General features: G+C 67.0%; 30 protein-coding genes. 18 read left to right on the top strand and 12 right to left on the bottom strand.

What is annotated here, in order from left to right:
• Window positions 1-66 precede the first annotated feature (66 nt).
• The 4 genes from Q7I88_RS14290 to Q7I88_RS14275 are packed head-to-tail and all read right to left on the bottom strand — an operon-like array spanning window position 67 to window position 2,980.
• Window positions 67-669 (bottom strand): CoA pyrophosphatase, encoded by a 603-nt coding sequence (locus tag Q7I88_RS14290; RefSeq protein ID WP_305096578.1) that lies wholly within the window; start codon window positions 667-669, stop codon window positions 67-69.
• Window positions 666-1,214, bottom strand: a complete 549-nt coding sequence (locus Q7I88_RS14285) for a DUF1285 domain-containing protein (protein ID WP_305096577.1) — start codon at window positions 1,212-1,214, stop codon at window positions 666-668. Before Q7I88_RS14285 ends, Q7I88_RS14290 begins: the two co-directional genes overlap by 4 nt.
• A 25-nt stretch (window positions 1,215-1,239) precedes the next feature.
• Window positions 1,240-1,755, bottom strand: a complete 516-nt coding sequence (locus Q7I88_RS14280; RefSeq protein ID WP_305096576.1) for a GNAT family N-acetyltransferase — start codon at window positions 1,753-1,755, stop codon at window positions 1,240-1,242.
• Between the two features lie 43 nt (window positions 1,756-1,798).
• On the bottom strand, window positions 1,799-2,980 hold the full coding sequence (locus Q7I88_RS14275) for a PQQ-dependent sugar dehydrogenase (RefSeq protein WP_305096575.1): 1,182 nt from the start codon (window positions 2,978-2,980) through the stop codon (window positions 1,799-1,801).
• Between Q7I88_RS14275 and rnhB the strand changes: the two genes are divergently transcribed.
• On the top strand, window positions 2,979-3,632 hold the full coding sequence (gene rnhB, locus Q7I88_RS14270; RefSeq protein ID WP_305098618.1) for a ribonuclease HII: 654 nt from the start codon (window positions 2,979-2,981) through the stop codon (window positions 3,630-3,632). The two genes, Q7I88_RS14275 and rnhB, sit on opposite strands and share 2 nt — an antisense overlap.
• Before the next feature lie 104 nt (window positions 3,633-3,736).
• Window positions 3,737-4,690 (top strand): alpha/beta fold hydrolase, encoded by a 954-nt coding sequence (locus tag Q7I88_RS14265; protein ID WP_305096574.1) that lies wholly within the window; start codon window positions 3,737-3,739, stop codon window positions 4,688-4,690.
• On the opposite strand, the gene Q7I88_RS14260 is transcribed toward Q7I88_RS14265, so the two are convergent.
• On the bottom strand, window positions 4,687-5,394 hold the full coding sequence (locus tag Q7I88_RS14260) for a sulfotransferase family protein (RefSeq protein WP_305096573.1): 708 nt from the start codon (window positions 5,392-5,394) through the stop codon (window positions 4,687-4,689). The two genes, Q7I88_RS14265 and Q7I88_RS14260, sit on opposite strands and share 4 nt — an antisense overlap.
• Window positions 5,395-5,535: 141 nt before the next feature.
• Between Q7I88_RS14260 and Q7I88_RS14255 the strand changes: the two genes are divergently transcribed.
• A complete protein-coding gene (locus tag Q7I88_RS14255; protein WP_305096572.1) occupies window positions 5,536-6,993 on the top strand; it encodes a carboxylesterase/lipase family protein in 1,458 nt (485 codons plus the stop codon).
• Between the two features lie 216 nt (window positions 6,994-7,209).
• Entirely contained in the window at window positions 7,210-8,331 is a 1,122-nt protein-coding gene (locus Q7I88_RS14250; RefSeq protein ID WP_305096571.1) for a site-specific DNA-methyltransferase, read from the top strand.
• Here Q7I88_RS14250 and Q7I88_RS14245 read toward each other — a convergent pair.
• Window positions 8,307-8,729 carry a VOC family protein gene (locus Q7I88_RS14245; protein WP_305096570.1) on the bottom strand — a complete coding sequence of 141 codons (423 nt, stop codon included), beginning with the start codon at window positions 8,727-8,729 and terminating at the stop codon, window positions 8,307-8,309. The genes Q7I88_RS14250 and Q7I88_RS14245 overlap by 25 nt on opposite strands.
• Window positions 8,730-8,824: 95 nt before the next feature.
• Here Q7I88_RS14245 and Q7I88_RS14240 point away from each other — a divergent pair, with 95 nt between their 5' ends.
• Together Q7I88_RS14240 and folP are read left to right on the top strand one after the other, a co-directional pair.
• Window positions 8,825-9,517: a helix-turn-helix transcriptional regulator gene (locus Q7I88_RS14240; protein WP_305096569.1), complete on the top strand. Its 693-nt coding sequence runs from the start codon at window positions 8,825-8,827 to the stop codon at window positions 9,515-9,517.
• Between the two features lie 173 nt (window positions 9,518-9,690).
• The gene (folP, locus tag Q7I88_RS14235; RefSeq protein WP_305096568.1) at window positions 9,691-10,815 is read left to right on the top strand and encodes a dihydropteroate synthase; all 1,125 of its coding nucleotides are present in this window, start codon (window positions 9,691-9,693) and stop codon (window positions 10,813-10,815) included.
• A 1-nt stretch (window position 10,816) separates the two neighbouring features.
• Here the strand turns inward: folP and Q7I88_RS14230 are convergent, their stop codons facing one another.
• Window positions 10,817-11,329 (bottom strand): hemerythrin domain-containing protein, encoded by a 513-nt coding sequence (locus tag Q7I88_RS14230; RefSeq protein ID WP_305096567.1) that lies wholly within the window; start codon window positions 11,327-11,329, stop codon window positions 10,817-10,819.
• A 94-nt stretch (window positions 11,330-11,423) separates the two neighbouring features.
• Window positions 11,424-12,842, bottom strand: a complete 1,419-nt coding sequence (locus Q7I88_RS14225) for a sigma-54-dependent transcriptional regulator (protein ID WP_305096566.1) — start codon at window positions 12,840-12,842, stop codon at window positions 11,424-11,426.
• A gap of 173 nt (window positions 12,843-13,015) precedes the next feature.
• On the opposite strand from Q7I88_RS14225, the gene Q7I88_RS14220 reads away from it, so the two are divergent.
• The 10 genes from Q7I88_RS14220 to Q7I88_RS14175 all read left to right on the top strand — a co-directional run bounded on the left by Q7I88_RS14220 (window position 13,016) and on the right by Q7I88_RS14175 (window position 20,467).
• Entirely contained in the window at window positions 13,016-13,138 is a 123-nt protein-coding gene (locus tag Q7I88_RS14220; RefSeq protein ID WP_305096565.1) for an aa3-type cytochrome c oxidase subunit IV, read from the top strand.
• A gap of 24 nt (window positions 13,139-13,162) precedes the next feature.
• Entirely contained in the window at window positions 13,163-14,284 is a 1,122-nt protein-coding gene (locus Q7I88_RS14215; RefSeq protein ID WP_305096564.1) for a Re/Si-specific NAD(P)(+) transhydrogenase subunit alpha, read from the top strand.
• A gap of 17 nt (window positions 14,285-14,301) precedes the next feature.
• On the top strand, window positions 14,302-14,856 hold the full coding sequence (locus Q7I88_RS14210) for a VOC family protein (protein ID WP_305096563.1): 555 nt from the start codon (window positions 14,302-14,304) through the stop codon (window positions 14,854-14,856).
• Window positions 14,857-14,919: 63 nt separating this feature from the next.
• Window positions 14,920-15,354: a VOC family protein gene (locus Q7I88_RS14205; protein WP_305096562.1), complete on the top strand. Its 435-nt coding sequence runs from the start codon at window positions 14,920-14,922 to the stop codon at window positions 15,352-15,354.
• A 28-nt stretch (window positions 15,355-15,382) separates the two neighbouring features.
• A complete protein-coding gene (locus Q7I88_RS14200; RefSeq protein WP_305096561.1) occupies window positions 15,383-15,688 on the top strand; it encodes an NAD(P) transhydrogenase subunit alpha part 2 in 306 nt (101 codons plus the stop codon).
• Window positions 15,688-17,166, top strand: coding sequence for an NAD(P)(+) transhydrogenase (Re/Si-specific) subunit beta (locus tag Q7I88_RS14195; protein ID WP_305096560.1), 1,479 nt, complete (start codon window positions 15,688-15,690; stop codon window positions 17,164-17,166). Before Q7I88_RS14200 ends, Q7I88_RS14195 begins: the two co-directional genes overlap by 1 nt.
• Window positions 17,167-17,254: 88 nt before the next feature.
• A complete protein-coding gene (locus Q7I88_RS14190; protein WP_305096559.1) occupies window positions 17,255-17,950 on the top strand; it encodes an aspartate/glutamate racemase family protein in 696 nt (231 codons plus the stop codon).
• A gap of 81 nt (window positions 17,951-18,031) precedes the next feature.
• Entirely contained in the window at window positions 18,032-19,192 is a 1,161-nt protein-coding gene (locus Q7I88_RS14185; protein WP_305096558.1) for a deoxyguanosinetriphosphate triphosphohydrolase, read from the top strand.
• On the top strand, window positions 19,185-19,874 hold the full coding sequence (locus Q7I88_RS14180; RefSeq protein WP_305096557.1) for an NAD(P)H-binding protein: 690 nt from the start codon (window positions 19,185-19,187) through the stop codon (window positions 19,872-19,874). Before Q7I88_RS14185 ends, Q7I88_RS14180 begins: the two co-directional genes overlap by 8 nt.
• A gap of 5 nt (window positions 19,875-19,879) precedes the next feature.
• Window positions 19,880-20,467, top strand: a complete 588-nt coding sequence (locus Q7I88_RS14175) for a DUF938 domain-containing protein (RefSeq protein WP_305096556.1) — start codon at window positions 19,880-19,882, stop codon at window positions 20,465-20,467.
• Between the two features lie 238 nt (window positions 20,468-20,705).
• Here Q7I88_RS14175 and Q7I88_RS14170 read toward each other — a convergent pair whose 3' ends face one another.
• Together Q7I88_RS14170 and Q7I88_RS14165 are read right to left on the bottom strand one after the other, a co-directional pair.
• On the bottom strand, window positions 20,706-20,837 hold the full coding sequence (locus Q7I88_RS14170; RefSeq protein WP_305096555.1) for an entericidin A/B family lipoprotein: 132 nt from the start codon (window positions 20,835-20,837) through the stop codon (window positions 20,706-20,708).
• A 60-nt stretch (window positions 20,838-20,897) separates the two neighbouring features.
• Window positions 20,898-21,815, bottom strand: coding sequence for a DMT family transporter (locus Q7I88_RS14165; RefSeq protein ID WP_305096554.1), 918 nt, complete (start codon window positions 21,813-21,815; stop codon window positions 20,898-20,900).
• 75 nt (window positions 21,816-21,890) lie between these two features.
• Here Q7I88_RS14165 and Q7I88_RS14160 point away from each other — a divergent pair, with 75 nt between their 5' ends.
• On the top strand, window positions 21,891-22,124 hold the full coding sequence (locus tag Q7I88_RS14160; RefSeq protein WP_305096553.1) for a hypothetical protein: 234 nt from the start codon (window positions 21,891-21,893) through the stop codon (window positions 22,122-22,124).
• Window positions 22,125-22,149: 25 nt separating this feature from the next.
• On the opposite strand, the gene Q7I88_RS14155 is transcribed toward Q7I88_RS14160, so the two are convergent.
• Complete coding sequence (locus Q7I88_RS14155) at window positions 22,150-23,670, bottom strand: TadA family conjugal transfer-associated ATPase (protein ID WP_305096552.1); 1,521 nt, start codon at window positions 23,668-23,670, stop codon at window positions 22,150-22,152.
• Window positions 23,671-23,874: 204 nt separating this feature from the next.
• Between Q7I88_RS14155 and Q7I88_RS14150 the strand changes: the two genes are divergently transcribed.
• Window positions 23,875-24,783, top strand: a complete 909-nt coding sequence (locus Q7I88_RS14150; RefSeq protein ID WP_305096551.1) for a DMT family transporter — start codon at window positions 23,875-23,877, stop codon at window positions 24,781-24,783.
• On the opposite strand, the gene Q7I88_RS14145 is transcribed toward Q7I88_RS14150, so the two are convergent.
• Complete coding sequence (locus tag Q7I88_RS14145) at window positions 24,780-26,276, bottom strand: ArnT family glycosyltransferase (protein WP_305096550.1); 1,497 nt, start codon at window positions 26,274-26,276, stop codon at window positions 24,780-24,782. The genes Q7I88_RS14150 and Q7I88_RS14145 overlap by 4 nt on opposite strands.
• Window positions 26,277-26,310 lie beyond the last annotated feature (34 nt).

Raw genomic sequence — 26,310 nt, 5'->3', positions numbered from 1 at the left:
TGAACCTGTCGAAGAACGCGCGCGTGGTTCGACAGGCCCACCACGAACGGAGATTGGATGTGCCGCTCAGCCATCGACGAGGTCCTGCCAGGCGAGGCGGTGCGAAAGGTTGCTCAAGATGCCCGCGGTAATTCCCCAGATCCGGTGGCCTTGCCACTCGATCTCGGTGTAGTCGCGCTCGTGCCCGCGAAACAGGCCGCGCTTGCGGACATGGTTGCGCTGGTCGAGCACGAAGCGCAGCGGCGCCTCGAACCAGCCAGCCACTTCGCGCGGATCGGGCACCAGCGGCAGGTCGGCCGGGATCATGCCGAGCACCGGGGTCAGGGCAAATCCCGAACCGGTCACGAAACTGTGCGCCTCGCCGATCACCCGCACCTGCGCCGGGGGAATCGCCAGTTCCTCCTCCGCCTCGCGCAGCGCGGCGGCAACCGCATCCTCGCCGCTTTCGAGCTTGCCGCCGGGAAAGGCGACCTGGCCGGGATGGCTCGGCATGGTGTCCGGCCGGTGGGTCAGCAGCACCCCGGGTTCGCGCCGATCGGTCACCGCGATCAGCACGGCGGCGGGGCGCAGTTCGGGCGGGGCGAAGGCGCTGTCATCGCGCAGGCCCACCGGGCCGACGTGGTGGCTCGCATGGAACAGGCGGCTGAGGCGATCGAACAGGGCGCTCATGCGGGCACCAGCGCAAAGCGAGCGCCCTGGCTGGTGACGGTCAGATCGTCGCCCGAGGCCAGCGCGATCTCGACCAGTTGCAGCCAGGTCGAGCGGTTGAGGCGGGCCTCGCAGCCGCGCCGCACTGCCAGGTAGAGGGCAGGGACCTCGGGGTCGCCGCGGGCGCGCAGCGGGTTGTCGGGCCCGGCCACGACGATGTCGTCGGTGTTGAGGCGGAAGGCGAGGGCCCCTCTCTCGGCCTTGACGTCGACAGCGACGAACGCCGCGTCCTCGACCTCGATCGACTGCTTGCACTCGGGGGTGACCAGCCAGTGCTGGCCGCCCTCGTCGCGCAGCAGCAGCGTGGAAAAAGCGCGAACCATTGCCGGACGGCCGATCGGGCGGCCCTCGTGGAACCAGGTCCCGTCGGCGGCGATGCGCATGTGGCTGTCGGCCGTCTCGGGCGGATCCCATGTTTCGACCGGCGGCAATCTGCGCGCGGCAACCGCCTCGGCGATCTCGCTCAGCGTCAGTCCGGCGAGGTCGGGTGGGGGTTCGTAGGGCATCGTGCGACGGCGATGCCAGATCGCCCTAGCCGCGCCAAGGCCCCAGCATGCCCGCTTGCGGCAGCACGGCCGGCTGCGCCCCGCGCACCAACAGCCGTGCCGGGTCCCACTCGCCCGGACAGGCCCAGCCGCGCGGGGCCTCGACGAAGCCGAACTGGCGGTAATAGGGCTCGTCGCCGATCAGCACTTGCGGCAGCGGCGCGGCGGGATCGAGCGCGCTGGCCTGCGCGGCCATCAGCATGCGCCCGTAGCCGGTGTGCTTGAGTTCGGGCAGCACCGCGACCGGGCCGACCATGATCAGCGGGTGGGCACGCCCCTGCGGATCGGTCAGCGCGACCGGCCAGGCCTGGATCGTGCCCGCGAGCATGCCGTCTTCGTCGAGCGCGGCGAAGCTCAGCGCCGGGAGCCAGTCGGTGCCTGCGCGAATGGCGTAGGCGGTGCGCCCGTGGCGGCCCGTCCCGAAGGCCCTGTCGAGCACCTGCTCGAGCATCGCCGGGTCGACCGCTTCGAGCGGGATCAGGGTGCGAGTCGCAGCGGACATGAGGGGCGCGCCGATAGGGGCCGGGGACCCGGCTGGCAATCCGCTACGGCTTGGGCGTCAGATGCAGCAGCCGCCCGCCGTCGCCGTCCTCGATCGCGTAGAGCGAGCCGTCGGGCGCCTCGGCGACGCCGCGCATGCGCTTGCCCATATCGTAACGCGCGACTTCCTTGCCGCTGTCCCCCGCGGCGTCCAGCGTGACGCGGGCGAGGCACTGCGTGGCGAGCCCGGCGACGATGGCCTGGCCCTTCCACTCGGGCCAGAGCTTGCCGGAGTAGAAGGTCATCCCGCCCGGCGCGATGACCGGGGTCCAGAACACCGCCGGGGCGTGGAAATCGGGCCGCGTGTCGTGGTCGGGGATCGGCGTGCCGTTGTAGTTGATGCCGTTCGAGACGACCGGCCAGCCGTAGTTGTCGCCCGGCACCAGCTTGTTGATCTCGTCGCCGCCGCGGGGCCCGTGCTCGAGGTCCCAAAGCTGGCCGCCGGCATCGAAGGCGAGGCCCAGCGGGTTGCGGTGGCCGTAAGTCCAGATCTGGTCGGTCGGGCTGCCTTGGCCGGCAAACGGGTTGCCCGCCGCGGCGGTGCCGTCGAGGTTGAGGCGGACGATGGTGCCGAGGTTGTTGCTGTTGTCCTGCGCCGGATCGCCCTTGGCCATGTCGCCGGAGGCGACGAACATGTGCTTGCCGCCCGGCGCAAAGGCGATGCGCAGCGCGAACTGGCCGAACGTGTCGAGCGCCGGGACCTGGCGCCAGATTTCCTTCAGGTCCTCGACCGCGCACGAATCGTGCTCCTCGCACTTCAGCGTTCCGCGCCCGACCACGCCGTAGCGCTTGCCGCCGTCGGCCTTGACCCAGCTAAGGTAGATCGTGTGGCTGCGGGCATAGTCCGGGGCAAAGGCGACGTCGGCCATGCCGCCCTGTCCGCCGTACGACACCTCGGGCATGCCGGTGACCGTGCCAAGCCGGCCGGTGGCCGGCTGGACGAACTTCATGCCCCCGCCTTTGAGAGTGACGAAAACGTTGCCGCTGCCCGGCTCGACCGCGAGCGCCCACGGTTCCTTGAATGCGCCGAGCGAGGTTATCGCGAAGGGCGCGCCCGCGGGCGCTTCGACCGGGGTGCCCACCGAAGCGGCCGAATTTGCCGCGCTATCCCCCGAACGGGCGCTGCCGCAACTTGCGATCAGCAGCGCGGGAAGCGATAGGGCGAGGTACGGGAATTTCATGGTCATGCTCTCCGGAACGCCAACACCTGATTTCTGCGCCCAGTTCGGCGACGCCCTCGTCGCCGGGGTGGACGAGGCCGGGCGCGGGCCGCTGGCGGGCCCGGTTGTCGCAGCCGCCGTCGTGCTGTGCAAGCCGCGACCCGCCGGGCTCGACGATTCGAAAAAGCTCACGCCCGAAACCCGGGCCGTGCTCGAAGACCGCATCCGCCGCCGCTGCGCCTTCGGCATCGGCGTGGTCGAGGTCGAGGACATCGACCGCCTCAACATCTTCGGCGCGACGATGCTGGCGATGGCGCTGGCGATGCAGCGCTTGTGCGAGGCGCTCGGCGTCGACTGCCACCAGGCGCTGATCGACGGCAACCTCACCCCGCACGGGCGCACCCCGCTGTGGCGCTGGCCGGCTCGCGCCATCGTCGGCGGCGACGGCAGGGAACCGGCGATCGGCGCGGCCTCGATCGTCGCCAAGGAATACCGCGACCGGCTGATGCGCCAGCACCACCTCGCGCATCCGCACTACAACTGGGCGAGCAACAAGGGCTATTCCACGCCCGACCACCTCGCCGCGCTGCGCGAGCACGGCCCCTGCCCGCTCCACCGCCGCAGCTTCGCGCCGGTCGCGCAGTGCGAATTGCCGCTGGAGATGGTACAGGCGGTGTGAGGGATCGTCTTGCAGGAGGCATGCCGATGAAACTCCGCCTGTTTGTGATTGCACTTCTGGCCTGCGGCCCCGCTAGGGCTCAACAAGGTCCATCGCCCGAGGAGATGAGACAGACGTTGGAGCCCTATGCCAGCGCGGCCGACGCCGTGACGCTGCCCGACGGCCGAAAGGCCAATTTTACCTGCATGGGCGAGGGCAGTCCTACGGTGATCCTCATCCCCGGCCTCGCTGACTTCGCGGGCATTTCGTGGGGTGGCGTGCAGCCGGACATGGCGCGCACGACCCGGGTCTGCGCCTGGGACCGCCCCGGCTGGGGCCTCAGCGACGGGGCCGAGGGCGAACACACGGTCGAGACGTCCACCGCGGCGCTCGAGGCGGCGCTCGCGACCGGCGCGATTCCCGGACCCTACATCCTCGTCGGTCATTCGTTCGGCGGTTACGAAAGCCTGCTCTACGCCGATCGCCACCCGGACCAGGTCGCGGGCATGGTCATGGTCGATCCGAGCGTCCCCAATCAGAGCGCGCTCATGGAACGCGCCGGTATGGCGGTGCCGGATGCAGAGGCCGATCCGATGGTCCAGGCTTTCCGCAAGTGCGCCGCGGAAATTCGCGCCGGAACTGCCAGGCTGGGCGGGCCGGATCCGGATCATTGCCTCTCCTATCCGTCTTTCTTCCCAGACCGCCTTGCCAAGGCGTTTGGCGAAAAGGCCAGCAACCCTGTCCAATATGAAACCATGGCATCGTTTCTGACCAACTCGCCCCAGGGATCGATCATGGTTCTCAATCCCACGCGCGACTATGGAGATATGCCGTTGCTCGTGCTCACCGCGACCGTCCAGCCTCCGGCGCCGCCCGATACATCGGCCGATCAACGCGCTGCATCCGACGCGTTTTTCGAGCAATGGAGCCTCGCGCACGACCGGCTGGCCGCCCTGTCCAGCAGGGGCGTCAACATGCGCGTGCCCGGCGCGCACCACTACATCCAGCGCGCCAAGCCGCAGGTGGTGATCGACGCGGTCGAAGCGGTCGTCGCGGAGGCGCGCGCTGCGGGCGACTAGGTCGGGAAGGCCTTCGCCTTGAGGTCGGCGAGATAGGCGCCGATGATCTGTTCCATCATCTCGGGCGAGGGCGGGCCCTTCGACGGGTCGACCTGACCGGTGCGCTCGGTCATCTCCTCGCGGCTGTTGACCCGCGGGTAGGGCTGGGGTGGGACCGGCACGCCGAGGAAGTCGCACAGCGGCTCCCAGCCGTCGCCCGCCTTGTAGACCAGCAGCCGTTCGGCCGGCGCCTGGTCGATCACCGACTGGTTCCAGGTGTTGAAATACTCGACCATCTTCTCGCGATTGCCGAGCCGGCGTTCGATGTCCGCGTCGAACACCGTCAGGCGGAAGAACTCGGCCATCAGCGGATTGCCTTCGAACCGCGCCCGGTGCTCGGGCGACATCACCGTCGCGGTGACCGATTCGAACCACTTGTCCGGGTCGCGCGTGGTGAGGATGATCTTGGCTTCGGGATATTTCGCCGCCAGCTCGCGCCAGAACATGCAGCCGGGATAATCGGTCGAGGAATGGTAGCCGGCAAAGATCGCGTCCCACTGCGGATCGCCCTTGGCGCTCTCGACCCACAGCGGCAGGTGCGCGCGCATGTGCGCGATCATCTCGCTCATGTGATAACACTTGCCGAAGCCGATGTGCTCGAGCGCGAGCTTGAGCGACAGCGTACCGGTTCGGCCGAGCCCGGCGCCGATGACTTGAAGGCCCATGCGATCTCTCCTCAAACGCGTGCCGTGATGCGGCGGGTGTGTCTCATTCCGCCTTCTCACAGGCAAGCGCCAATCCCCGGGACGGCCTTGACGCCGGCGGCGCGAACGCCATGCTCGCGGCAAACGAGAGGAGAGAACCACATGATTGCAAGAGGATGGCTGGCCGCCGCCGCCGGCGCCGCGCTAGCCCTGGGGGCGTGCAACGCAGCGCAATCGCCGGGCGAGGTCGCCGCCGCCGAAGTCGTCACCACCGCGGGGACGGTGGCCGGATCGCTGGAGGACGGCGTAATCGGCTGGAAGGGCATTCCCTTCGCCGCGCCGCCGGTCGGCGACCTACGCTGGCGCGCGCCGCAGCCGGCCGCGCATTGGGACGGGGTGCTCTCCGCCACCGAGTACGGCCACGACTGCATGCAGGTGCCGTTCCCCAGCGACGCCGCGCCGCTCGGCACTCCGCCCGCGGAGGACTGCCTCTACGCCAACGTGTGGAAGCCGGAAGGAGCGAAGGCGAAGCTCCCGGTGATTTTCTGGATCTACGGCGGCGGCTTCGTCAACGGCGGGTCCTCGCCGCCGACCTACTCGGGCGCCGAACTGGCCAAACAGGGCGTGATGGTGGTCAGCGCCAACTACCGGCTCGGCCGCTTCGGCACTTTCGCCCACCCGCAACTGACCGGAGAGGACCCGGACAAGGGACTGCTCGGCAACTACGGCTACCTCGACCAGATCGCCGCGCTGAAGTGGGTGCAGGACAATATCGCCGCGTTCGGCGGCGATCCCGACAACGTGACGATCGTCGGCGAATCCGCCGGCGGCATGTCGGTCCATGCGCTGGTCACTTCGCCGCTCGCCAAGGGGCTGTTCGCGAAGGCCGCGATCATGTCGGGGGGCGACGGGCAGGGGATGCCGGGGGCGCCGCAGAGTTTGGGGGACGCGGAAAAGATCGGCGTCGATTTCGCGGCTGCCAAGGGCATTGCGGCTGACGATCCGGATGCCCTGGCTAAGCTGCGGGCGATGAGCGCCGCCGAGGTGACCGACGGGCTCAACCTCGCCGCCATGGCCCCGCGGCCCGGGCAGGCGCGGACATTCGCCAGTCCCTTCGCCGACGGCACGATCGCCGTCGATGCGGGCAAGGCTTATGCCGGCGGCGACTTCGCCCGGGTGCCGATCATGATCGGCGCGACCAGCGACGACATCGGCGGCAAGACCGGCCAGATGATCGGCGGAGCGCGCAGTCTCGCCGGCACGATCGCGGCGCAGGACGTGCCGGTCTACGAATACCGCTTCTCCTACGTCGCCGAATCGCTCGACCCGGGCAACGGCGCGCAGCATGCCAGCGACATTCCGTTCTTCTTCGACACCCAGGCGGCGAAGTACGGTCCCGCCACCACCCCGCGCGACAATGCCATGGGCGAGGCGATCAGCACCTATCTCGTCAACTTCGCCAAGACCGGCGATCCCAACGGTGGCGACCTGCCCGACTGGCCGCAGTATTCGCGCACCGGCGACGAGCTCATGGTGTTCGGACCCGACGGGACGGCGAAGGCCGAAAAGGATCCCCTCGGGCCGGGCATCGACGCCGCGCAGGCAAGGCGGGGCGGATAGCTCCGCCGGCGCCGCGAGACCCGAGGCGAGAGAGTCTTCCGGGCCACACCACAAGATATCGAGTCCCCGAATCCCGAGGGGACTCAACATGCTGTGGGGGACTCTTTTCGTTCCGCGTTAACCATATCCTGCTAGGCCGCGGGTGTGGCGAACTTGCTGCTTGACCTGAGGACTCCGCGGACTCACCCTGTGGATAACTCAGGGGAACAGGACGGAATGGGACAACTCGAAAAGCTTCGCCCGGCCAAGGCCGGAACGCCGGAGGTTGCGTTGCCGGTGGGACGGATCCTGCCGGGCGACTGCGTGGCGGCGATGCGTTCGCTGCCGACGGCGAGCGTCGATCTGGTCTTCGCCGATCCGCCCTACAACCTCCAGCTCGGGGGCGATCTCAACCGGCCCGACGGCAGCCATGTCGATGCGGTGACCGACGACTGGGACCAGTTCGCCAGCTTCGGGGCCTACGACAAGTTCACCCGCGAATGGCTCGCCGAGGCGCGCCGCGTGCTCAAGCCCGACGGGGCGCTGTGGGTCATCGGCAGCTACCACAACATCTACCGCGTCGGCTCGATCGTGCAGGACCTCGGGTTCTGGCTGCTCAACGACATCGTCTGGCGCAAGGCGAACCCGATGCCCAACTTCCGCGGCACCCGCTTCACCAATGCGCACGAGACGCTGTTGTGGGCGAGCCAGGGCGAGAAGGCGAAGTATCACTTCAACTACCGCGCCATGAAGACGCTCAACGACGAGCTGCAGATGCGCAGCGACTGGGTCCTGCCGATCTGCAGCGGACCCGAACGGCTCAAGGAGGGCGGGCACAAGGTCCACCCGACGCAGAAGCCCGAGGCGCTACTCTATCGCGTGCTGCTGGCGACGACCGAACCGGGCGATGTCGTGCTCGACCCGTTCTTCGGCACCGGCACGACCGGCGCGGTCGCCAAGCGGCTCGGCAGGCAGTGGATCGGCTGCGAGCGCGAGGCGGGCTACCGCGATGCGGCCTACAAGCGGATCGAGAAGGAGCTGCCGCTCGACGAAAGCGCGCTGGCGACGATGCAGAGCCGCAAGAGCCAGCCGCGCGTCGCCTTCGGTTCGGTGGTCGAGGCCGGGCTGATCCCGCCGGGCACCGAGCTGTTCGACAAGAAGCGCCAGTGGTGCGCGACGGTCCGCGCCGACGGCTCGCTGGCCAGCGGCAAGGAATCGGGCTCGATCCACCACGTCGGCAAGACCCTGCAAGGCGCCCCGAGCTGCAACGGCTGGACCTTCTGGCACATGGAGCACGAGGGCGAGATCAAGCCGATCGACGCCGCGCGGCAAACCTACTTGCTGAGCGTCGAGGACTGAACCGAGCGCGAGGCGCGCGTGCGCGCTTCGTCGGACATCGGGGTGAACAGGCTGACGAGCGTTCCTTCGGGATCGCGATACTGCGCGGCCTTGTTGCCCCACGGCATCAGCTTGGGCGCCTGAACGACTTCGACCTTGCCGGCGAGCCGCGCGTGCTCGGCGTCGACATCGGCCACGCGGAATTCGAGGATGGCGGAGCGATTCGCCGCCGGCTCGGCGCTGCCTTCGCGGAACAGCGCGACCGTTTCGGCAGAGCCGATTGCCAACGTACCGCGTTCGGTCGCGAACTGCGCGAAAACCGGGGCCAGCCATTCGGCGGTCAAACCGGTGAGCGTTTCGTAGAACGCGACCAGGCTGTCGATGTCGGCCGCGATAAGGCGGGTCGAGGCAAAATGCATGGCAAGTCTCCTGCTACGGCCGGTCGGGTGGCGGCCATGAACCGCCTTGTGCCACGCGGCTGCTGCCACCATTATGTCAGCAGGAGTCAGCATGCATGCGCCGGGCCGAGCGTCTCTTCCAGATCATCCAGATCATGCGGGGTGCGCGCGGGCCGGTGACGGCGGCGGACCTTGCCGCAGAACTCGAGGTTTCGGTGCGCACTGTCTACCGCGACGTCGCCGATCTCATCGGCCAGAGGGTGCCGATCCGCGGAGAGGCGGGCTTTGGCTACGTCCTGGCGGACGGTTTCGACATGCCGCCGCTGATGTTGACGATCGACGAACTCGAAGCGCTGGCGCTGGGCGCGCAGTGGGTGATGGCGCGCGGCGACGAGCAGATTTCACGCTCGGCTCGCGACGTGATGAGCAAGGTCCACGCCGTGCTTCCCGACGCCATGCGCCAGCACGCATTCCTTCCCTCTGTCGGGCCGCGCCCCGTGCCGGCGCTCGCAAAGGAAACGGTCGATCTGTCGGTCCTGCGCAAGGCCGTGCGCGAGGGCCTGGCGCTCGAGATCGACTATCTTTCCCTGGCGGGCGAAGCCACCACCCGGACGGTTCGACCGGTCATCGTCGGCTATTCGGAAACCGACCGGATGCTGGTGGCGTGGTGCGAGATCCGCGCGGACTTCCGCCACTTTCGCGTCGACCGCATCGCCGCCGCCCGATTGCTCGGGCCGCACGGGCTCGGCGCGGCGCGACTGCGGAAGGACTGGACCGACTGGCGCACCGCGCGCGCATCGACGCGCTAGGCGGCGCCCGACGATGGTGCTGTCCTACTTTGCCGTCAGTCGCTACGCCCGGCGCATGGATACGATTCTTCTCCATTCGCATCGGCTTTTAACGCGCGTTCCGGGGCGGGGTTTTTTGCGTCCTGAACCGTGTAACACCCGGTCCATGTCTGTCACCTTCGCGGCCGAATCGCATGACTGACCGCCTCTATCTCCAGCCGCTGACCTTCGCGCCGTCGCCACAGGCGTTCCACGGCGATGCGGTGCGGCTTGGCGGCGGGATGGTGTACGCCCGGGAATTCGCCGTCATCGTGACCGAGGAGGGCGTGGTAACGCGGCGGGAAATCGCCACCGCGGCGACCATCGACGATGTCCTCGCCGCCCTTCCCGACGCGCTGGGAGAAGAAGGCGAGCGGCAGTGGTCGAACTTGCGCATGGTGCATCCCCCGCTGGCGTTGGGGGAACGAACCGTACGGCTCGACCAGCCGCAGGTCATGGGGGTGCTCAACGTCACTCCGGATTCGATGTCCGACGGCGGGCAATTCCTCGACGACGAGGAAGCGGCGAACGAACACGCCGCGGCCATGCACGAAGCCGGCGCGGCGATCATCGATATCGGCGGCGAGAGCACCCGGCCCGGCGCCGCAGCGGTGTGGGAAGGCGACGAGCTCAAGCGCGTCGTTCCTGCAGTCGAGCATGCCGCGGCGATGGGCGCAGCGGTCAGCATCGACACCCGCCGTCCGGCGGTCATGGAAGCGGCGCTGGCGGCGGGGGCGCAAATCCTCAACGACGTTTCGGCGTTGCGCCACGATCCGCGCAGTCTCGAATTCGCCGCGGGCTCGGGCAAGCCGGTGATCCTGATGCACGCTCCCGGGCCGAGCAGCGAGGCCGCGGGGGACCTGCACAACGACGGCGGCTACGCCAACGTGGTGTTCGAGGTGTTCGACTGGCTCGCCGCGGCGCGCGACCGCGCGGTTGCGGGCGGTGTCGAGCGGGAGAAGATCATTCTCGATCCGGGCATCGGCTTCGGCAAGTCGGTCGCCGACAACCTCGCGCTGATCGGGGCGCTGCCGCTGTTCCACGCGCTCGGCCAGCCGCTGCTGCTCGGGGCGAGCCGCAAGCGGACCATCGGCGCGCTGAGCAACGAGGCCCCGGCGCACAGGCGCCTCGGCGGCAGCCTAGCGCTGGCGGTTGCCGGGATGGACGCCGGGTTCCAGCTGCTGCGGGTTCACGACGTGTTCGAGACGGTGCAGGCGCGCAACGTCTGGCGCGGGCTGCGCGACGCCGCGCTGACCGATTTCGGCGGCTTGCCGGACTAGCTCAGGCGTCCTCGTTCTCGCGGATATAGGCGTCGGGGTCCTTCTCCTCGCGCTGGTAGCGCGTGTGCTCCGCCTCGAAGGCGAGGTACTTGATGCCGAGCGCGACCCGTTCCTCGAGCGGCACGCGGCGGCGGAAATCGGTGAGGCCCTGCCGCTCTTCCTCGCTCATGTGCTTCGAATTCTTGTAATTGGCCTGATCGACGCATTCCCACCACGGCTCCGAGCCGACCTCGTGCCCGGCCGCCTCCTCCGCCGCCTCGGCGATCTTGTTGTGATCGTCGATGGCATCGTCGGTGGTCTCCTCGGCGCTGTCGGAATCGAGCGCGCCTTCGCCGCACTGGAGCAGACGGGGATAGAAATAGAGCTCCTCCGCCTCGGCATGGGCCTCGAGGAAATTGCGCAGGCGGTCGAAGATCTTCCCCGCCGATTCGCTGTCGCCGCGCGCTTCGTCGAGCGCCGCGAACATCATGCGCTGGCGATAGTGGTCGGCGAGAATGCAGTCGACGATGTCCATGGGGCGTAGGTCTCCGTTGTCGTTCGCGTTTGCTCAGTCAACGGAAGTGCCGGGCGCGTGTTCCGCCGCGGCAGGCCTCAGGCCGCGCGGGACATCAGGCCGCGTTCTCGATGCCCAGGTCGCCCAGCTTGCGGTAGAGCGTCGATCGACCGATCCCGAGCCGCCGCGCGACCTCGGTCATGCGGCCGCGATAGTGGCCGATCGCCAGGCGGATGACGTCCGCCTCGATCTCCTCGAGCGGGCGCAAGTTGCCGTCGGCGGTGTAGAGCTGGACGCCGGCGCCTTCGGTCCCCTGGAAGGGGAGATCCTCGAACTCGCCGAGAAGCTGCGAAAGCTGCGGGAAATCGCCGGCGGTCAGCGCCGCGCCGTCGCAGAATACCGCGGCGCGGAACAGCACCGCCTGAAGCTGGCGGACGTTGCCGGGCCAGTCGAATGCGCCGAGCAGCTTGAGCGCCGGCTCGGTGATGCCGAGCTCGCGCAGGCCCGGCTGTTCGCCGATTCGGGCGAGGAAGTGGCGAGTCAGCGCGGGAATGTCGCTGGTCCGCTCGCGCAGCGGCGGCAGGATCACGCGGGTCCCGGCAAGCGCTTCGAGCAGTTCGGCGTTGAAGTTGCCGGTGGCGACGAGGTCGGTCAGCGGCAGATTGCTGGTGGCGATGACCCTGAGATCGACCTTGAACGAATGCTTGGCCCCGATCGGGCGGATGCTGCGCTTGGCCAGCGCCTCGCCGAGGCGCCCCTGCAGCTCGGGCGAGAGGCGGTCGACTTCGTCGAACACCACGGTCCCGCCGTCGAGGTTCTGCAGCAGTCCGACCTGGCGGTCGAATGCGCCGGGAAACGAATCCTTCTCGTGTCCGAAGAGCACCGACTCGATCGAATTGGCCGGCACGCTGCGCACGTTGACGATCCGGAACGGCGCCTTGGCACGGGGACTGGCCGCAACCATCGCGCGAACCAGCATTTCCTTGCCGGTGCCGCTTTCGCCTTCGATCAGCATCGGCCCGTGCCCGCGCGCCGCCTTGGCCGCCTTGGCCAGCGCGTCGCGGAACGGGGGGGCCGTGCCGATCATCGAATCGAAATCGAGCGCGCTCGACATCTTTTCGGTCAGCGGGGTGAGTTCGTCCCGCGGGGTCTCGCGGGTCGTCGCGTTGCGCAGCGCCTGCATCAGCCGATCGGGCGCCACCGGCTTGACGAGGTAGTCGGTAGCCCCGGCACGCATCGCCTCGACGGCGAGCAGCGGGCTGGCGCTGGTGGTCAGCATGAGAATCGGCAGCGCGGGGCGGCGGTCCTTGAGCTCGGCGATGAGCTGGCAGGCGTCGTCGCCGGGCACCCACTGGTCGAGGATGATGGCCGACAGCTGCATGCCTTGGCGCGTGCCGAGCGTGGCGATGGCGGTTTCGGCATCTTTCACGACGAGCGTGCGCCAGCCCTCCCGCGCGGTAAGCGCGGTGATCAACCGACTCTGCGCCGGCTCGTCGTCGATCAACATCAACAGGCGGTCTTCCTGCTCGGCCATGCGCTCCCCTGTCTGCCTTTGAAATCCGGATCGGTCCGGGAACCCTAGTCAAGAGGGGTAAAGAGCCGATTAAGCACCCAGCGGGCGTACGGCCGAACCCACCGCGAGGGCTTGAGAACGCTCGGACGGCCCTCTAGAGCAGGGGCAAGAGTACAACTGTCAGGATGCAACAAATGGCTTCGGCAAACGACATGAAGGCGCACCAGGGAACGTACGGGAGCTTCGTCGGCCTTCTCAAGTGGTCCGTCCCGACCATCGCGATCATCGCGCTCATCGTCATCTTCCTGATCTCCTGACCATTGCCTGAGGGGGAGGGGCAGATGCGGATCGCGGTTCTCAGGGAAAGGGCCGCGGGCGAACAGCGCGTCGCCGCCACGCCGGAGACGGTCAAGAAGTTCACCGCGCTCGGCGCGCAGGTGGCGGTCGAGGCCGGCGCCGGTGCAGGCGCCGGCGTCTCCGACGCGGCCTACCAAGAGGCGGGCGCCGAAGTCGGCAGCGCTGCCGATGTGCTGCGCGGCGCCGACATCATCCTCGCAGTGCGTGCGCCCGACCCTGCCGATCTCGCCGGTGCCGCCAAGGGAGCGTGGGTGGCCGCTACCTTCGATCCGTTCGGGGACCGCGAGCTGGTCGAGGCTTACGCCGCCGCCGGACTCGAGGCGCTGGCAATGGAGTTCATGCCGCGCATCACCCGCGCCCAATCGATGGACGTGCTCTCGAGCCAGTCGAACCTCGCCGGCTACAAGGCAGTGCTCGCCGCGGCGAACGAATACGGCCGCGCGTTCCCGATGATGATGACTGCCGCGGGCACGATTTCGGCCGCCAAGGTCTTCGTCATGGGCGTCGGGGTCGCCGGGCTGCAGGCGATCGCCACGGCCAAGCGGCTCGGCGCGCAGGTCTCGGCGACCGACGTGCGCTCGGCGACGAAGGAGCAGATCAAGTCGCTCGGGGCCAAGCCGATCTTCGTCGAGAGCGTCGAGGGCATCGAAGGCGAGGGCAGCGGAGGCTATGCCACGGAGATGAGCGAGGAATACCAGAAGGCCCAGGCCGAGCTGGTCTCCAGCCACATCGCCAAGCAGGACATCGTCATCACCACCGCGCTGATCCCCGGTCGCGCCGCACCTCGGCTGATCAGCGAAGCGCAGATCGCGACGATGCGGCCCGGCAGCGTGATCTTCGACCTTGCGGTGGCGCAGGGCGGCAACGTCGAAGGTTCCGTACCCGACCAGGTCGTCGAGAAACACGGGGTGAAGATTCTCGGTTACTCGAACCCGGCCAACCACTTGCCAGCCGACGCCAGCGCGCTGTTCAGCCGCAACCTCTACAACTTCCTTTCCGCTTTCTGGGACAAGGACGCCGGCAAGCCGGTGCTCGACGAGGAAATCGGCAACGCCGTGCGGCTGACGCAGGGCGGCGAAATCGTGAATGACAGACTTAAGGGGTGAGGAATTTGAGGTTGGGAATGCACAGGTTTGCCGCACTCTCGGTCGCAGTGCCGGTGGTTCTTGCCCTTGGCGCATGCAGCGGGGAATCCGATGGTGCCGCTGACGCGCCGGCCGAGCAGGCCGCTGCAGGACCGCTCGACATCAAGCACTTCATGTCGGCGCTTTCGGTCGCGGACATCGAGGCGGAGACCACCTTCTTTACCGACGTTCTAAACTTCGAGGTCGTGAAGGACGTGCCCCTGGGTGAGGAAATGCACTTCCGCTGGCTCAGGAACGGCACGCAGGGCATCGAACTGGTCCAAATGGCGGGATCGCAGCCGGGGCCGAAGCGTGAAGCCCCACCGGCGCATCTCCTCGTGCGCGGTCCGGGTCAACTGATGATGGAAGTGGCCGATCTGGAAGCGACCAAGGCTGCGCTAGCCGAAAAGGGCGTCAAGCCCGACGTCGATATCACCGACGTCGCTCCTCTCGGCATCAAGGTGATGTTCGTGATGGATCCGGAGGGCAATCCGATCGAGCTTGTCGAGGTGAAGCAAGCCGAATCCGCTCCCGCTGAAGGCGAAGAGGGCTAAACAGGCGTTACGGGAAGGAATGGGCGGATGAAATCGTGGTCGGCTTTAGTGTTGGGTTTCCTCATGGCTTCTCCGGTGGCTGCGCAGGATGCGCCGCCTGCGCCTGAACTCGGCCACTGGATGGTCGCAATCTCGGTCGATGACCTCGATGCCGAGACCGCGTTCTTCAGGAAGCTGGGCTTCGCGGTGGAGCTCGACACGAAGTTCGGCCCCGGCATTCCGGTGCGCTGGTTGGTCAGCGGAGACGAGCGGATCGAGCTGCTCAAGATCGCCGATTCAAAGCCCTCCGGACGGGGCAAGCCGCCGGCCCACGCTGCGTTGCGCGGATTCTCGCAGGTCACCCTGTCGACCAGCGACATCCAGGCGACCAAGGCGGCGTTGGTGGCGCAGGGGCTGACCCCGGCAATGGACGTCACCGAGGTCGCCCCGCTCGGGGTCAAGGTGATGTATTTTCAGGACCCGGAAGGCAACGCGATCGAGATCGCGCAGAAGCTTTGATGCGGCGCGAGGGGGAGTAGAGCAAGCGATGGACTTCATTTCGATCCTGTCGATTTTCGTCATGGCCTGTTTCGTGGGCTACTACGTCGTCTGGTCGGTTACGCCTGCTCTGCACACGCCGCTGATGGCGGTGACCAACGCGATTTCCTCGGTGATCATCGTCGGCGCGCTGATCGCTTCGGCTGCCGCGGGTACTCCTGCGGCCAAGTGGCTCGGGCTGCTCGGGGTCACGTTGGCGAGCGTCAACATCTTCGGCGGCTTCGCGGTCACCGCGCGGATGCTGGCAATGTACAAGAAGAAGGAGCGGCCCGCTCCCAAGGCGGGAGGTGAGTGATGGAGGCCGCGCACACAGTAAATCCCTGGGTGGCGCTGGCCTACCTCGTCGCCGGGGTGTGCTTCATCCTCGCGCTGCGCGGTCTGTCGAGCCCCGCAACCAGCCGCACCGGCAACCGCTTCGGCATGATTGGCATGTTGATCGCGGTGGTGACGACGCTGGTGACGCACTTCCCGATGTCGCAAGAAACCGTAGGCGGCGAGCTCAACATCAATATCGAATTGGGCACCGCGCTCGAAATCTTCGCCGCCATTGCCGTCGGCGCGGTCATCGGCCTCACGACCGCGCGGCGCATCGCCATGACCGCGATGCCGCAGCTCGTTGCCGCTTTCCACTCGCTCGTCGGTCTGGCCGCCGTGCTGGTCGCCGTCGCCGCCTTCCTCAATCCCGACGCCTTCGGGATCCTCGGGGTGGACGGCAGCATCCTCAACGTCAGCCGGATCGAGATGACGCTCGGCGCGGCGATCGGCGCCATCACCTTTTCCGGCTCGGTCATCGCCTTCGCCAAGCTCAACGGCAATATGAGCGGCGCGCCGATCATCCTGCCTGCCCGCCACGTCATCAACCTCGGCACGCTGGTCGCGATCGTCGTCCTGACCGCCCTGTTCGCGATGGCGCCGAGCGCGGCGCCCGGCGAGGGCATACTGTTCTGGATCGTCGTCGCGCTGGCTTTCGCGATCGGCTTCCTGCTGATCATCCCGATCGGCGGGGCCGACATGCCGGTCGTGGTCTCGATGCTCAACAGTTACTCGGGCTGGGCCGCGGCGGCGATGGGTTTCACGCTGCACAACACCGCGATGATCATCACCGGCGCGCTGGTCGGCAGCTCGGGCGCGATCCTCAGCTACATCATGTGCCGGGCGATGAACCGCAGCTTCATATCAGTCATCGCGGGCGGCTTCGGCGCGGAAGGAAGCTCGTCCGGCGATGAGGCGAAAGAGCAGCGGCCCTACAAGCAGGGCAGCGCGGCGGACGCGGCGTTCATGCTCGAGCAGGCTGAGAAGGTCATCATCATTCCCGGCTACGGCATGGCTGTCGCCCAGGCCCAGCACGCGCTGCGCGAGATGGCGGATCTGCTCAAGGAAAAGGGCGTCGAGGTGAAGTACGCCATCCACCCGGTGGCGGGCCGCATGCCGGGCCACATGAACGTGCTGCTGGCCGAGGCCAACGTCCCTTATGACGAGGTCTTCGAACTCGAGGACATCAACAGCGAGTTTTCGCAGGCCGACGTCGCCTTCATCATCGGCGCCAACGACGTGGTCAACCCGGCGGCCAAGACCGACAAGGGATCGCCGATCTACGGCATGCCGGTGTTCGACGTCGACAAGGCCAAGCAGGTGTTCTTCATCAAGCGCAGCATGGGCGGGGTGGGCTACGCCGGGGTCGACAACGACGTGTTCTACATGGACCAGACGATGATGCTGCTGTCCGACGCCAAGAAGATGGTCGAGGAGATCAACAAGGCGCTCGACGACTGAGCCCCGCGCGGAACCAATTGCCTCAAATCGCGGTTTTGGGTTTGACAAAAATCGCCGGCCGCGCGCGGCCGCATGAGGGAAAATCGTATTGCGCAAGCTTGGCATTATCGGCGGCATCAGCTGGGTTTCGACCCGCAGCTACTACGAGGAAATCAATCGTCAGGTGCAGGCCCGCACCGACCGCCGGCACAGTGCGCCGCTGGCCATCGAAAGCATCGATTTCTCGCAGGTCTACCGCCTGCAGGAACCCGAGGAATGGACCCGCGCCACCGAGGTCCTGACCGAGGCCGGGCGCAATCTCGAGCGATCCGGCGCGGGCGCTTTGGTGATCGCCGCCAACACCATGCACAAGGTTTACGACAAGGTGGCCGAGGGGGTGAATATCCCGATCTTCCACATCGCGGAGGCGGTGGGGGTGAAGATGGCCGCCGACGGGGTGAAGACGGCGGCGCTGTTCGGCACCCGCAACGCCATGACCGAAAGCTTTTTCCGGCGCCGCCTGGTAGCACACGGAGTCGACCTGTTGCCGCCAAACATGGACGATGCCGAGGCGCTCGACCGGATCATCTACGAGGAACTGATGGTCGGCAAGGTGACGCGCGATGCGGAGCGCACTCTCAAGACCATGATTACGCAGAAGGAGCAGGACGGGGCGAAGGCCATCGTCCTCGCTTCGACGGAACTGGACCGGGTCGTCGACGTCGACGCGAACGTTCTGCCGATTTACGACAGCACGCGGATTCACGCGCAGCGAGCGGCCGAGTGGATTCTGGGCGAGGACTAGACTGCCCCCCGGTGCATTCCGCCGACGTTCCCGGCCCGTTCCCGTTGTCAGGAAAGCCTCTGCCGCCTAACCCGCGGCTCCATGAACCGCGCCCCCTACGCCAGCGATCCCGCCGCATCGCGCGGGCGTGAATTCGTCGAAGACCGGGGCGGCACCCGCGGACCGCGCAGCGAGTTCCAGCGCGACCGCGACAGGATCCTCCACTCGATCGCGTTCCGCCGCCTCGCGGGCAAGACACAGGTCTTCATCGCTCCCGACGGGGACCATTACCGCGTGCGCCTGACGCACAGCCTCGAAGTGGCGCAGATCGGCCGGGTCATCGCCCGTGAACTGGGGCTCGACGAGGATCTGACCGAGGCGCTGTGCCTGGCCCACGACATCGGCCACCCGCCATTCGGCCACGCCGGCGAAGAAGCGCTGGAGGCGGCGCTCGAAGCGCGCGGGGGATTCGATCACAACGAGCATTGCCTGCGCACCGTGATGCGGCTCGACAGCCCCTATTGCAGCCACGCGGGGCTCAACCTGAGCTGGGAGATGCTCGAAGGGCTGGCCAAGCACAATGGGCCGGTCGCCAAGCCCGGCTGGGCGCTTGCGGAGCTGGACGCTGCGTATCCGCTCGACCTCGCCACGCACGGCTCGCTCGAGGCGCAGGTTGCGGGGCTTGCCGACGACATCGCCTACGACAACCACGACATCGACGACGGGCTGCGCGCGGGCTTCCTCGATCTCGACCAGCTGCTCGAACTCGATTTCGTGCGCGACCAGTGGAAGCGGATCGAGGCGCGCTTCCACGGGGCCAGTCCCTCCGCCCGGCTGCGCGAACTCGTGCGCGGGCAGATCGGCCTGATGGTCAACGACGTCATCGAAACCACCCGCGATCGAATCAAGGGCGTGGGCTCGGTCGAGGAGGTGCGGGCGGCGCCCGAGGCGCTGGCAGCCTTTTCGGTGGCAATGGCCGGCGAGGAGCGCGCGCTCAAGCGCTTCATGTACGACAACCTGTACCACCATGCGCAGCAGCGCGAGACGGCTTCGCGCGCGCGGGGCGTGATCGCGCGGCTCTTTGCGGGCTACCACCAAGACGAGGCGCTGCTGCCCGACAGCTGGCGCATGACCATGCCGGCCGGCGAGCCGGGGCGCGGGCGGCACATCGCCGATTTCATCGCCGGAATGACCGACCGCTATGCCATGGACAGCTACCGCAAGGTTTTCGGCCAGACCCCGCAGGGGCTGTCGAATGTCTGACATCCCGCGCATCCTGCTCGTCGGGGCGACCGGTCTGGTCGGCAACCGGGTGATGGAGGCGGCAGTCGGACGCAGCGACCTGCGGTTGGTGGCGCTGACCCGGCGCGAAGCGGCGATGCCGCAGGGCGCGCGAATGGAAATGATGGTGGCGCAGCCGCAGCGCTGGGAGGAGGCGATCGCGCTCATCGGTGCCGACGCGGCGATCTGTGCGCTTGGCACCACCAGGCGCAAGGCAGGCCGAGAAGAGGCGGCGTTCCGGCTGGTCGACGAAGACCTCGTGCTGCGCGTCGCCCGCGCCGCGGCGACGGCGGGCGTGCGCAATTTCGTGTTCGTGTCGTCGGTCGGAGCGAACTCCGCCAGCAAGGCGCTCTACCTTCGCGTCAAGGGAGAGGTCGAGGCGCGCCTGCGCAAGCTGGGGTTCCATCGCCTCGACATACTCCGGCCCGGCTTGCTGCGCGGACCGCGCAGTGCAGAGCGGCGATTCGCCGAGCGGCTCGGCATCATCGTCAGTCCGGTCACCAACCTGTTCCTGACCGGTGCCCGGCGGCAATACCGCGCAATCGATGCGCGCTTGGTGGCGCTGGCCGCGCTCCAGGCAACCCGCGAGAAGGCGCGCGGTAGCTTCGTCCACGACAACGACGGCATCATGCGCCTCGCCCGCCGGCTCGAACTCGCCTCGTGAGACGAATGGCTCCCGCCGCGGCGCGCAACCGCGACCCCATTGCGGATGTGCTGGCAGAGGAGTTGCCGGCGTCTGGGCTCGTCCTGGAAATCGCCAGCGGCACCGGCGAACATGCGGTCCACTTCGCTCGCCGCTTTCCCGCGCTCGACTGGCAGCCGAGCGATCCGGACGGCGATGCGCTTCTGTCGATTGCCGCATGGCGCGAACACGAAGGGTTGGCCAATGTCCGGCGGCCGCTGGAGCTCGACGCCAGCCCCGGGGCATGGCCGATCGCGCAGGCCGACGCGATCGTGTGCATCAACATGGTCCACATCAGCCCGCTCGAGGCCACCTTGGGAGTCCTGAAGCACGCGGCTGACCTGCTCGGGGCGGGCGCCCCGTTGATTTTCTACGGTCCCTATTTCGAAAACGACGTCGAGACTGCGCCTAGCAACCGCGACTTCGATACCAGTTTGAAAATGCGCAACCGCGCGTGGGGATTGCGCCGCCTAGACTGGCTCGACCATGAAGCGGCTAAGCGCGGTTTCGAGCGCACCCGCCGCGTGGCCATGCCCGCCAACAATCTGACGCTGGTCTATCGCAAGCCGAGATGAGCGAGCCGCGCAGCGATTGCGCAGTTACTGGAGCGCCCTGTGCGCTCAGATAGCTCGGTCGCCCGCTTCGCCCACGGATTCAATGTCACGGCCGGCCCTTGACGGTGTTGCAGGCCGACGCGTTGACGCAGACGAGCCCAGCAAACAACATAAGCGTTAGCTTCTTGATCATCGAATCATTCTCCAGCGAAGCCGTTAAGATAACGGCTCCGCTGGCAGAACGAATATCGCTCTGAGATTAATGGATGGCATCCGAGCCGGCCTGGCCGACCGATTCGATGTCTTCGCCGGCACCCTTCACGGTGTTGCAGGCGGTGGCGGTAATGGCCATGGCGCTTGCGGCCAAGGCGATCAGCAACTTCTTTGTCATGTCTGTTTCCTTCGGCGGTTTCATCCAAACCCTGTTGACGACAAAACTCGGCGCCCGCGCTTACGTTCCCTCGATCCGCGCCCCGTTCCTGAGGGCGGGACGCGACAAACGGTGCTCGCGCCACGCTATGACGAGCCCCGCTGCGATGATGATGGGCGCGCCGAGCCAGGTGCTCGCCGGGGGGAGGCGGTCGAAGAGCCACCACCCGTAGAGCGTCGCCCAGAACAGCGCGGAATAGTCCATCACGATCACGCTCGAGACGCGGCCGAAGCGCAAGGCGGCGGTCAGCAAGAGCTGCCCGATGAGACCCGAGATGCCAATGCCCAGCAGCAGGCCCCAGGTCGCCAAATCGTGGGACTGCGCGACGAACGGCATGGCGACGCCGACGATCGGCACGCTGAACAGGGCGAAGTAGAACACGATGGCGAGCGGCTTGTCGGTCTTGTTGAGATCGGCGATCTGGATCGAGATCAGGGCAATCATGAACGCACCGCCCAGCGCGACCGCTGCGCCTTCCACCGGAATATGGCCGCTGCCGGGCTGTGCGATCAGCAGGATTCCGACGAAACCCGCCGTTACGGCCGACCAGCGCCACACGCCGGGCCGCTCCTTGAGCAACAACGTGGCAAGAATGACCGCCCAGATGGGGGCGGTGAAATTCATCGTCGTCGCCTCGGCCAGCGGCAGCAGGATGACCGCGCCGAAATTGAGCGCCATGCCGACGGTGCCGTAAAAGGCGCGGAGGAAGTGGCGGCGCGGTCGGGCGGTCTTCAATTGGGCGATACCGCCCGTCAGCGCCGCCCAGCCCAGGATCAGCGGTATCCCCACGGCCTGCCGCCAGAACATGATCTCGGCGACGTGTACGCCGTGTTCTCCGGCCTTCTTGATCAACGCCGACATGGTCGCCAACCCGGCGATCGCGCCGAGGCGGATGATCAGCGCCAGTAACGGCCGGTCGTGATGCGGGGCCCCGTTCACGCGTTGGGGCATAGGCCGATGCCGCCCTCGTTCAAGCGTTGTCGAAGCCGCGGACGAAGCCCATATCGCGCGCCGATGCAGCTGCCCGATTTCATCCGTTTTGCCAGCGAGGCGACCTTTTTCGGACTGTGGGGCGGCGCGCTCCTGCTGGTCTCGCTGCTGGCTTTTCTCGGCGACCGGCGCCGCATGCGACGCAAGGCGATCGATGCGGTCGGCTGGGTCCCCTGGCGCGACCTATCGGCGCTGACCCTGTTCGCCGGCTTGGTGCTGATGGCCGTGGCGATCAGCGGCTGGATGGGTGCACCTTAGCAGCCGCTGCGAGGGCGAGAGCGGGTTAGAGACAGGCTTCCAGATAGGCCTGGTCGAAGCCGAACTGGCGCGCCTTCTCCAGCGTGTAGGGACGCAGGCCCGATGAGCGGAACTCGCCGAGAATCTTTCCATCGTCGGTTTCGTCGAGATATTCGAAGGCAAACAGCTCCTGCGTGACGATCACGTCGCCTTCCATGCCGATGACCTCGGTGATGTTGGTCGTGCGGCGCGAACCGTCGCGCAGGCGCTTGACCTGGACGATCAGGTCGACCGATTCGGCGATCTGGCGCGAAATGGCTTCCTTGGGGATCTTGATGTCGCCCATCAGGATCATGTTTTCCATGCGGCCGAGGCATTCGCGCGGGCTGTTGGCGTGCAGCGTGCACATCGAGCCGTCGTGACCGGTGTTCATCGCGGCGAGGAGGTCGAAACACTCCGCGCCGCGGATTTCGCCGAGGATGATGCGGTCGGGACGCATACGCAGGGCGTTCTTGACGAGGTCGCCGATGGTGATCGCGCCTTGCCCTTCGAGGTTCGGCGGGCGGGTTTCCAGCGGCAGCCAGTGCGGCTGCTGCAGGCGAAGTTCGGCCGCGTCCTCGATGGTCAGCACGCGCTCGCCCGGGTCGATCATCTTCGACAGGGCGTTGAGCATCGTGGTCTTGCCCGAACCGGTACCGCCGGAAATGACCACATTCATGCGGCACGCCCCGGCGATCTTGAGGCAGGTCGCCATCTTGTCGCTCATGCTGCCGAAATCGCGCAGCATGTCGATGGTGATCGGCTTTTCGGAAAACTTACGAATGGAGATCGCCGTGCCGCGCAAGCTGAGCGGCGGCACGATCACGTTGACGCGGCTGCCGTCCTTGAGGCGTGCGTCGGCCAGCGGCGTGGTCTGGTCGACGCGGCGGCCGACCTGGTTGACGATGCGCTGGGCGATCTGGAACAGGTGCTGCTCGTCGCGGAACCTGATCGGCGCGATCGTCAGCTTACCCTTCTTTTCGATATAGGTCTGGTCCGGACCGTTGACCATGATGTCGGAGACGTCGGGATCGTTGAGAAGCTCCTCGAGCGGGCCGAAGCCGAGCAGCTCGTCGATCAGCACCTTCTCCAGCGCGAACTGCTCGCGGCGGTTGAGAGTAACCTTGAGCTCGGCGAGGACCTCCATGATGATCGGGCGGAACTCTTCGGAGAGCTCCTCCTTGGTCAGCGTCGAGGCCGCCTCGGGATCGACACGCTCGAGCAGGCGCGGGAGCACCTGTTCCTTGATCTTGTGAACGCTGGCTTCGAAGCCGCCGATTTCGGATTGCTCGTGGACCGCGTTGGAGCGATCGGCGAGGCGGGTCATCGCGTCGGACTTGTTCGGCTGTGCGGGCGCGCTGCCCATGTCGGCCACCGGCACTTCTGCACCGCCGCCCGGCAATGGCGGAAACTGATTGCCGCCCTTGTCCTTCGGCGCTCCGCCGCTGCCCTTCATCGGGCGGGCGACACCGAAGCTCGGGCGTGCGCCCGGCGACATGCCACCGTTTTTGCGTCCGAAAGCGCTCATTCGTGTGCCTCTTGCGATGATCCTGCCGCGTCATGTTGGGGAAGGAGCGCCCGTTGCCGGACCTCAACGCCCCAATGCGATTGGTGAATACGGCGCAAAGCTTGATTTTCTCCTAAATTTGTCCCGTTTCGGAGCGCCGGCGTTGCCCGGTGCAGGAGCAGCCTCTAAGCCGGCACCAGACAAGACGAGGGGGCGCCTCCACACATGCAAAGTTCCGACAGGGCCGGGCTGCTCTATGCTCTCGCCGGCTTTTGCACGTTGTCGATCGGCGACGCGATCATCAAGGGCATGGCCGGCGCCTGGCCGGCCCCGGCCATGGCTGCGACCCGCTATACGGTCGGCACCGCGCTCCTCGCCGTCTTGCTGGCCCGCAAAGAGGGACTCGGCGCGCTGCGCCTGCCGCGCGATCGGCTGCAATGGCTGCGCGGGGTGGCGATCAGCTGTTCGGCGATCGGCATGTTTCTCGCGGTGTGGATCATGCCCCTGGCCGAAGCGACGACGATCGCCTTCACCCAGCCAATCATCACCGCCGTGCTGGCGACCATCTTCCTGCGCGAGCGGGCCCGCACCTCGACGTGGATCGCCACCGCCGTCGCGTTCGGCGGGGTGATTATCGTCCTGCGGCCCAGCTTCGACACGGCGGGGTGGGGCGTGCTATTTCCGCTCATGGGCGCGACCGGCATGGCCGTGACCATCATCGCCAACCGCAAGGTCACCGGCCGTGCGAGCATCATGGCCATGCAATACTACATGTCGGTGACGGCAATGCTGTTCCTGTTGGTCGCGACGCTCGCCATGCACGTGGCGGGGCCGGACAACTTCCAGGTGACGGCGCCCGACTGGACCATCGTCGCCCGCTGCGCCTTCATCGGCCTTTCCGCCACGCTGGCGCAATGGCTGATCTTCATGGGCACCGTGAAAGCCGGGGCCGGCACGGTGGCGCCGATGACCTACGGCCAGTTGCTCATGGCCACGACGCTTGGCTGGACCTTCTTCGGCGACAAACCCGATGTCACCGCGCTGCTGGGGGCCGCGATCATCATCGGGGCCGGGCTCTACCTATGGTACGAGGGCCGCGTACGCACCGACCCGGCAATTCCGCAGCCGGACTAGGTTTCGGAGTCCCTGCGAACCCATGCAGTGATCATCCGGTCGTGCAGCGACGAGGTAATGATGGGGCGGTAGTCTCGCGCGGTCGCTTCCCCGATTAATGCTAGACATTTCTCGCAAGGGACTGTGACGGGACGGCTCGCTGTAACGATCACCCCCGGTCGAGCGGCCAGAATCCGGCTGATTTCGGCCGGCTGCGAAACGCCAAGCGATTTGCTCTCCAGCGCATTGTTCAGATGATCGGCGTAGACGAATCGGGTCGGCAGGCAGCTTGCCGTCTCATGGTAGAGGGACGTCGGGCCATCGAAGACGTAGAGACAATGGTTCTGTGTGCCGATATGCGGCGCAACGGCGCGGGCCAGCCGCTGTTCGGTTGTACGTTCGATCACCGAAATCTGGAACCGATCCGGCAGGTTAAGAATCCACAGCATCCCGGCGACGAGCAGCGCGGCGGGAATCCATTTTGCCGGCGCCGTTCTGTCGATTACCGGAAGCGCGATCAGCACCGCCGCTGGAGCGAGCGCGGCGTAGTAATAGAGATACGTCGTCGCAGGCAGACAGACGGTTGCCAACGTGGCGATCGCCCAACCAACGAACAACCCGTAGATGCGCCAGTCGCGCGGGGTATTGAGCCGGAACGCCGCGTAGAGGCCGAGCCCGACGAAAGCGGCGAGGGGTATGACGCCAACGGCAAGCAGGCGGGGAAACCGGCCTGCTGGGCTCGCGGCGCGGTCAAAGAAACTCACGAAATTCGCGAACCAGAAGGCGTCGAATTCTCCCCAGCGGATGAAAAGCGCGGCGACGAAGACGGTCGGCAGCAGCCCCAGTGCTGCGAACGCAGCGGCAACGCCCGCCAGGCGGCGGAGATTGGCGCCTCTACGCCATTCGCCGTAAAGCGCGTAAGCTCCGAAGAACGCGCACTGCGGCAAGACGGTGTACTTCACCTGTAGCGCCAGTCCGCCGACCAGCATTGCGGCCAGGGCACGTCGGGTCGCATCAGGCCGCCGCCAATCCTTCACCAGCCAAAGCATCAACAACATCAGCGGGATGTGGAAGACTTCGCTCTGTGCGGAGTAGATGCCGTAGGCGGCAATCAGCATCAGGTAGAGCGCGCCCGCGACCGTGGCCGAGGTTCGATCGACTAGGTCTTGCGAGAGTAGATAGACAAGCCAGGCCCCCGCCATTGCGAACAGGGCGGCGACTGCCTGATAGGCCATCGGCCCCGGGCCGAACAGCCAGTGGGAGAGCGCGAAGATCGCGAAGAGCCCGATCGGCTTACGGTCCCACAGGTCTGCGTACGGCAAGTCGCCCTGCGTCATGCGCCAGCCGATCAGACTGTAAATCTGCTCATCGAAATCGGCCACTGGGTCGCCGAACCACAAACCGCGCGTTGCGATCACCACCAGCAGCAGCGCGCCCGCGGCGATCCAGTTGCTTGGGATCCGCAAGGCGGTCTGCACTTTGGCCACCGGCATGATCGAAGTCGAAGCTTCCAAGAATGCTCTCCGCGTGATTACCGGCCGTCTGGGG

Source organism: Croceibacterium aestuarii (assembly GCF_030657335.1).
Lineage (GTDB): Bacteria > Pseudomonadota > Alphaproteobacteria > Sphingomonadales > Sphingomonadaceae > Croceibacterium_B > Croceibacterium_B aestuarii.
Note: the sequence above shows the minus strand (reverse complement) of the source record. Positions and strands in the feature narration are given on the sequence as shown.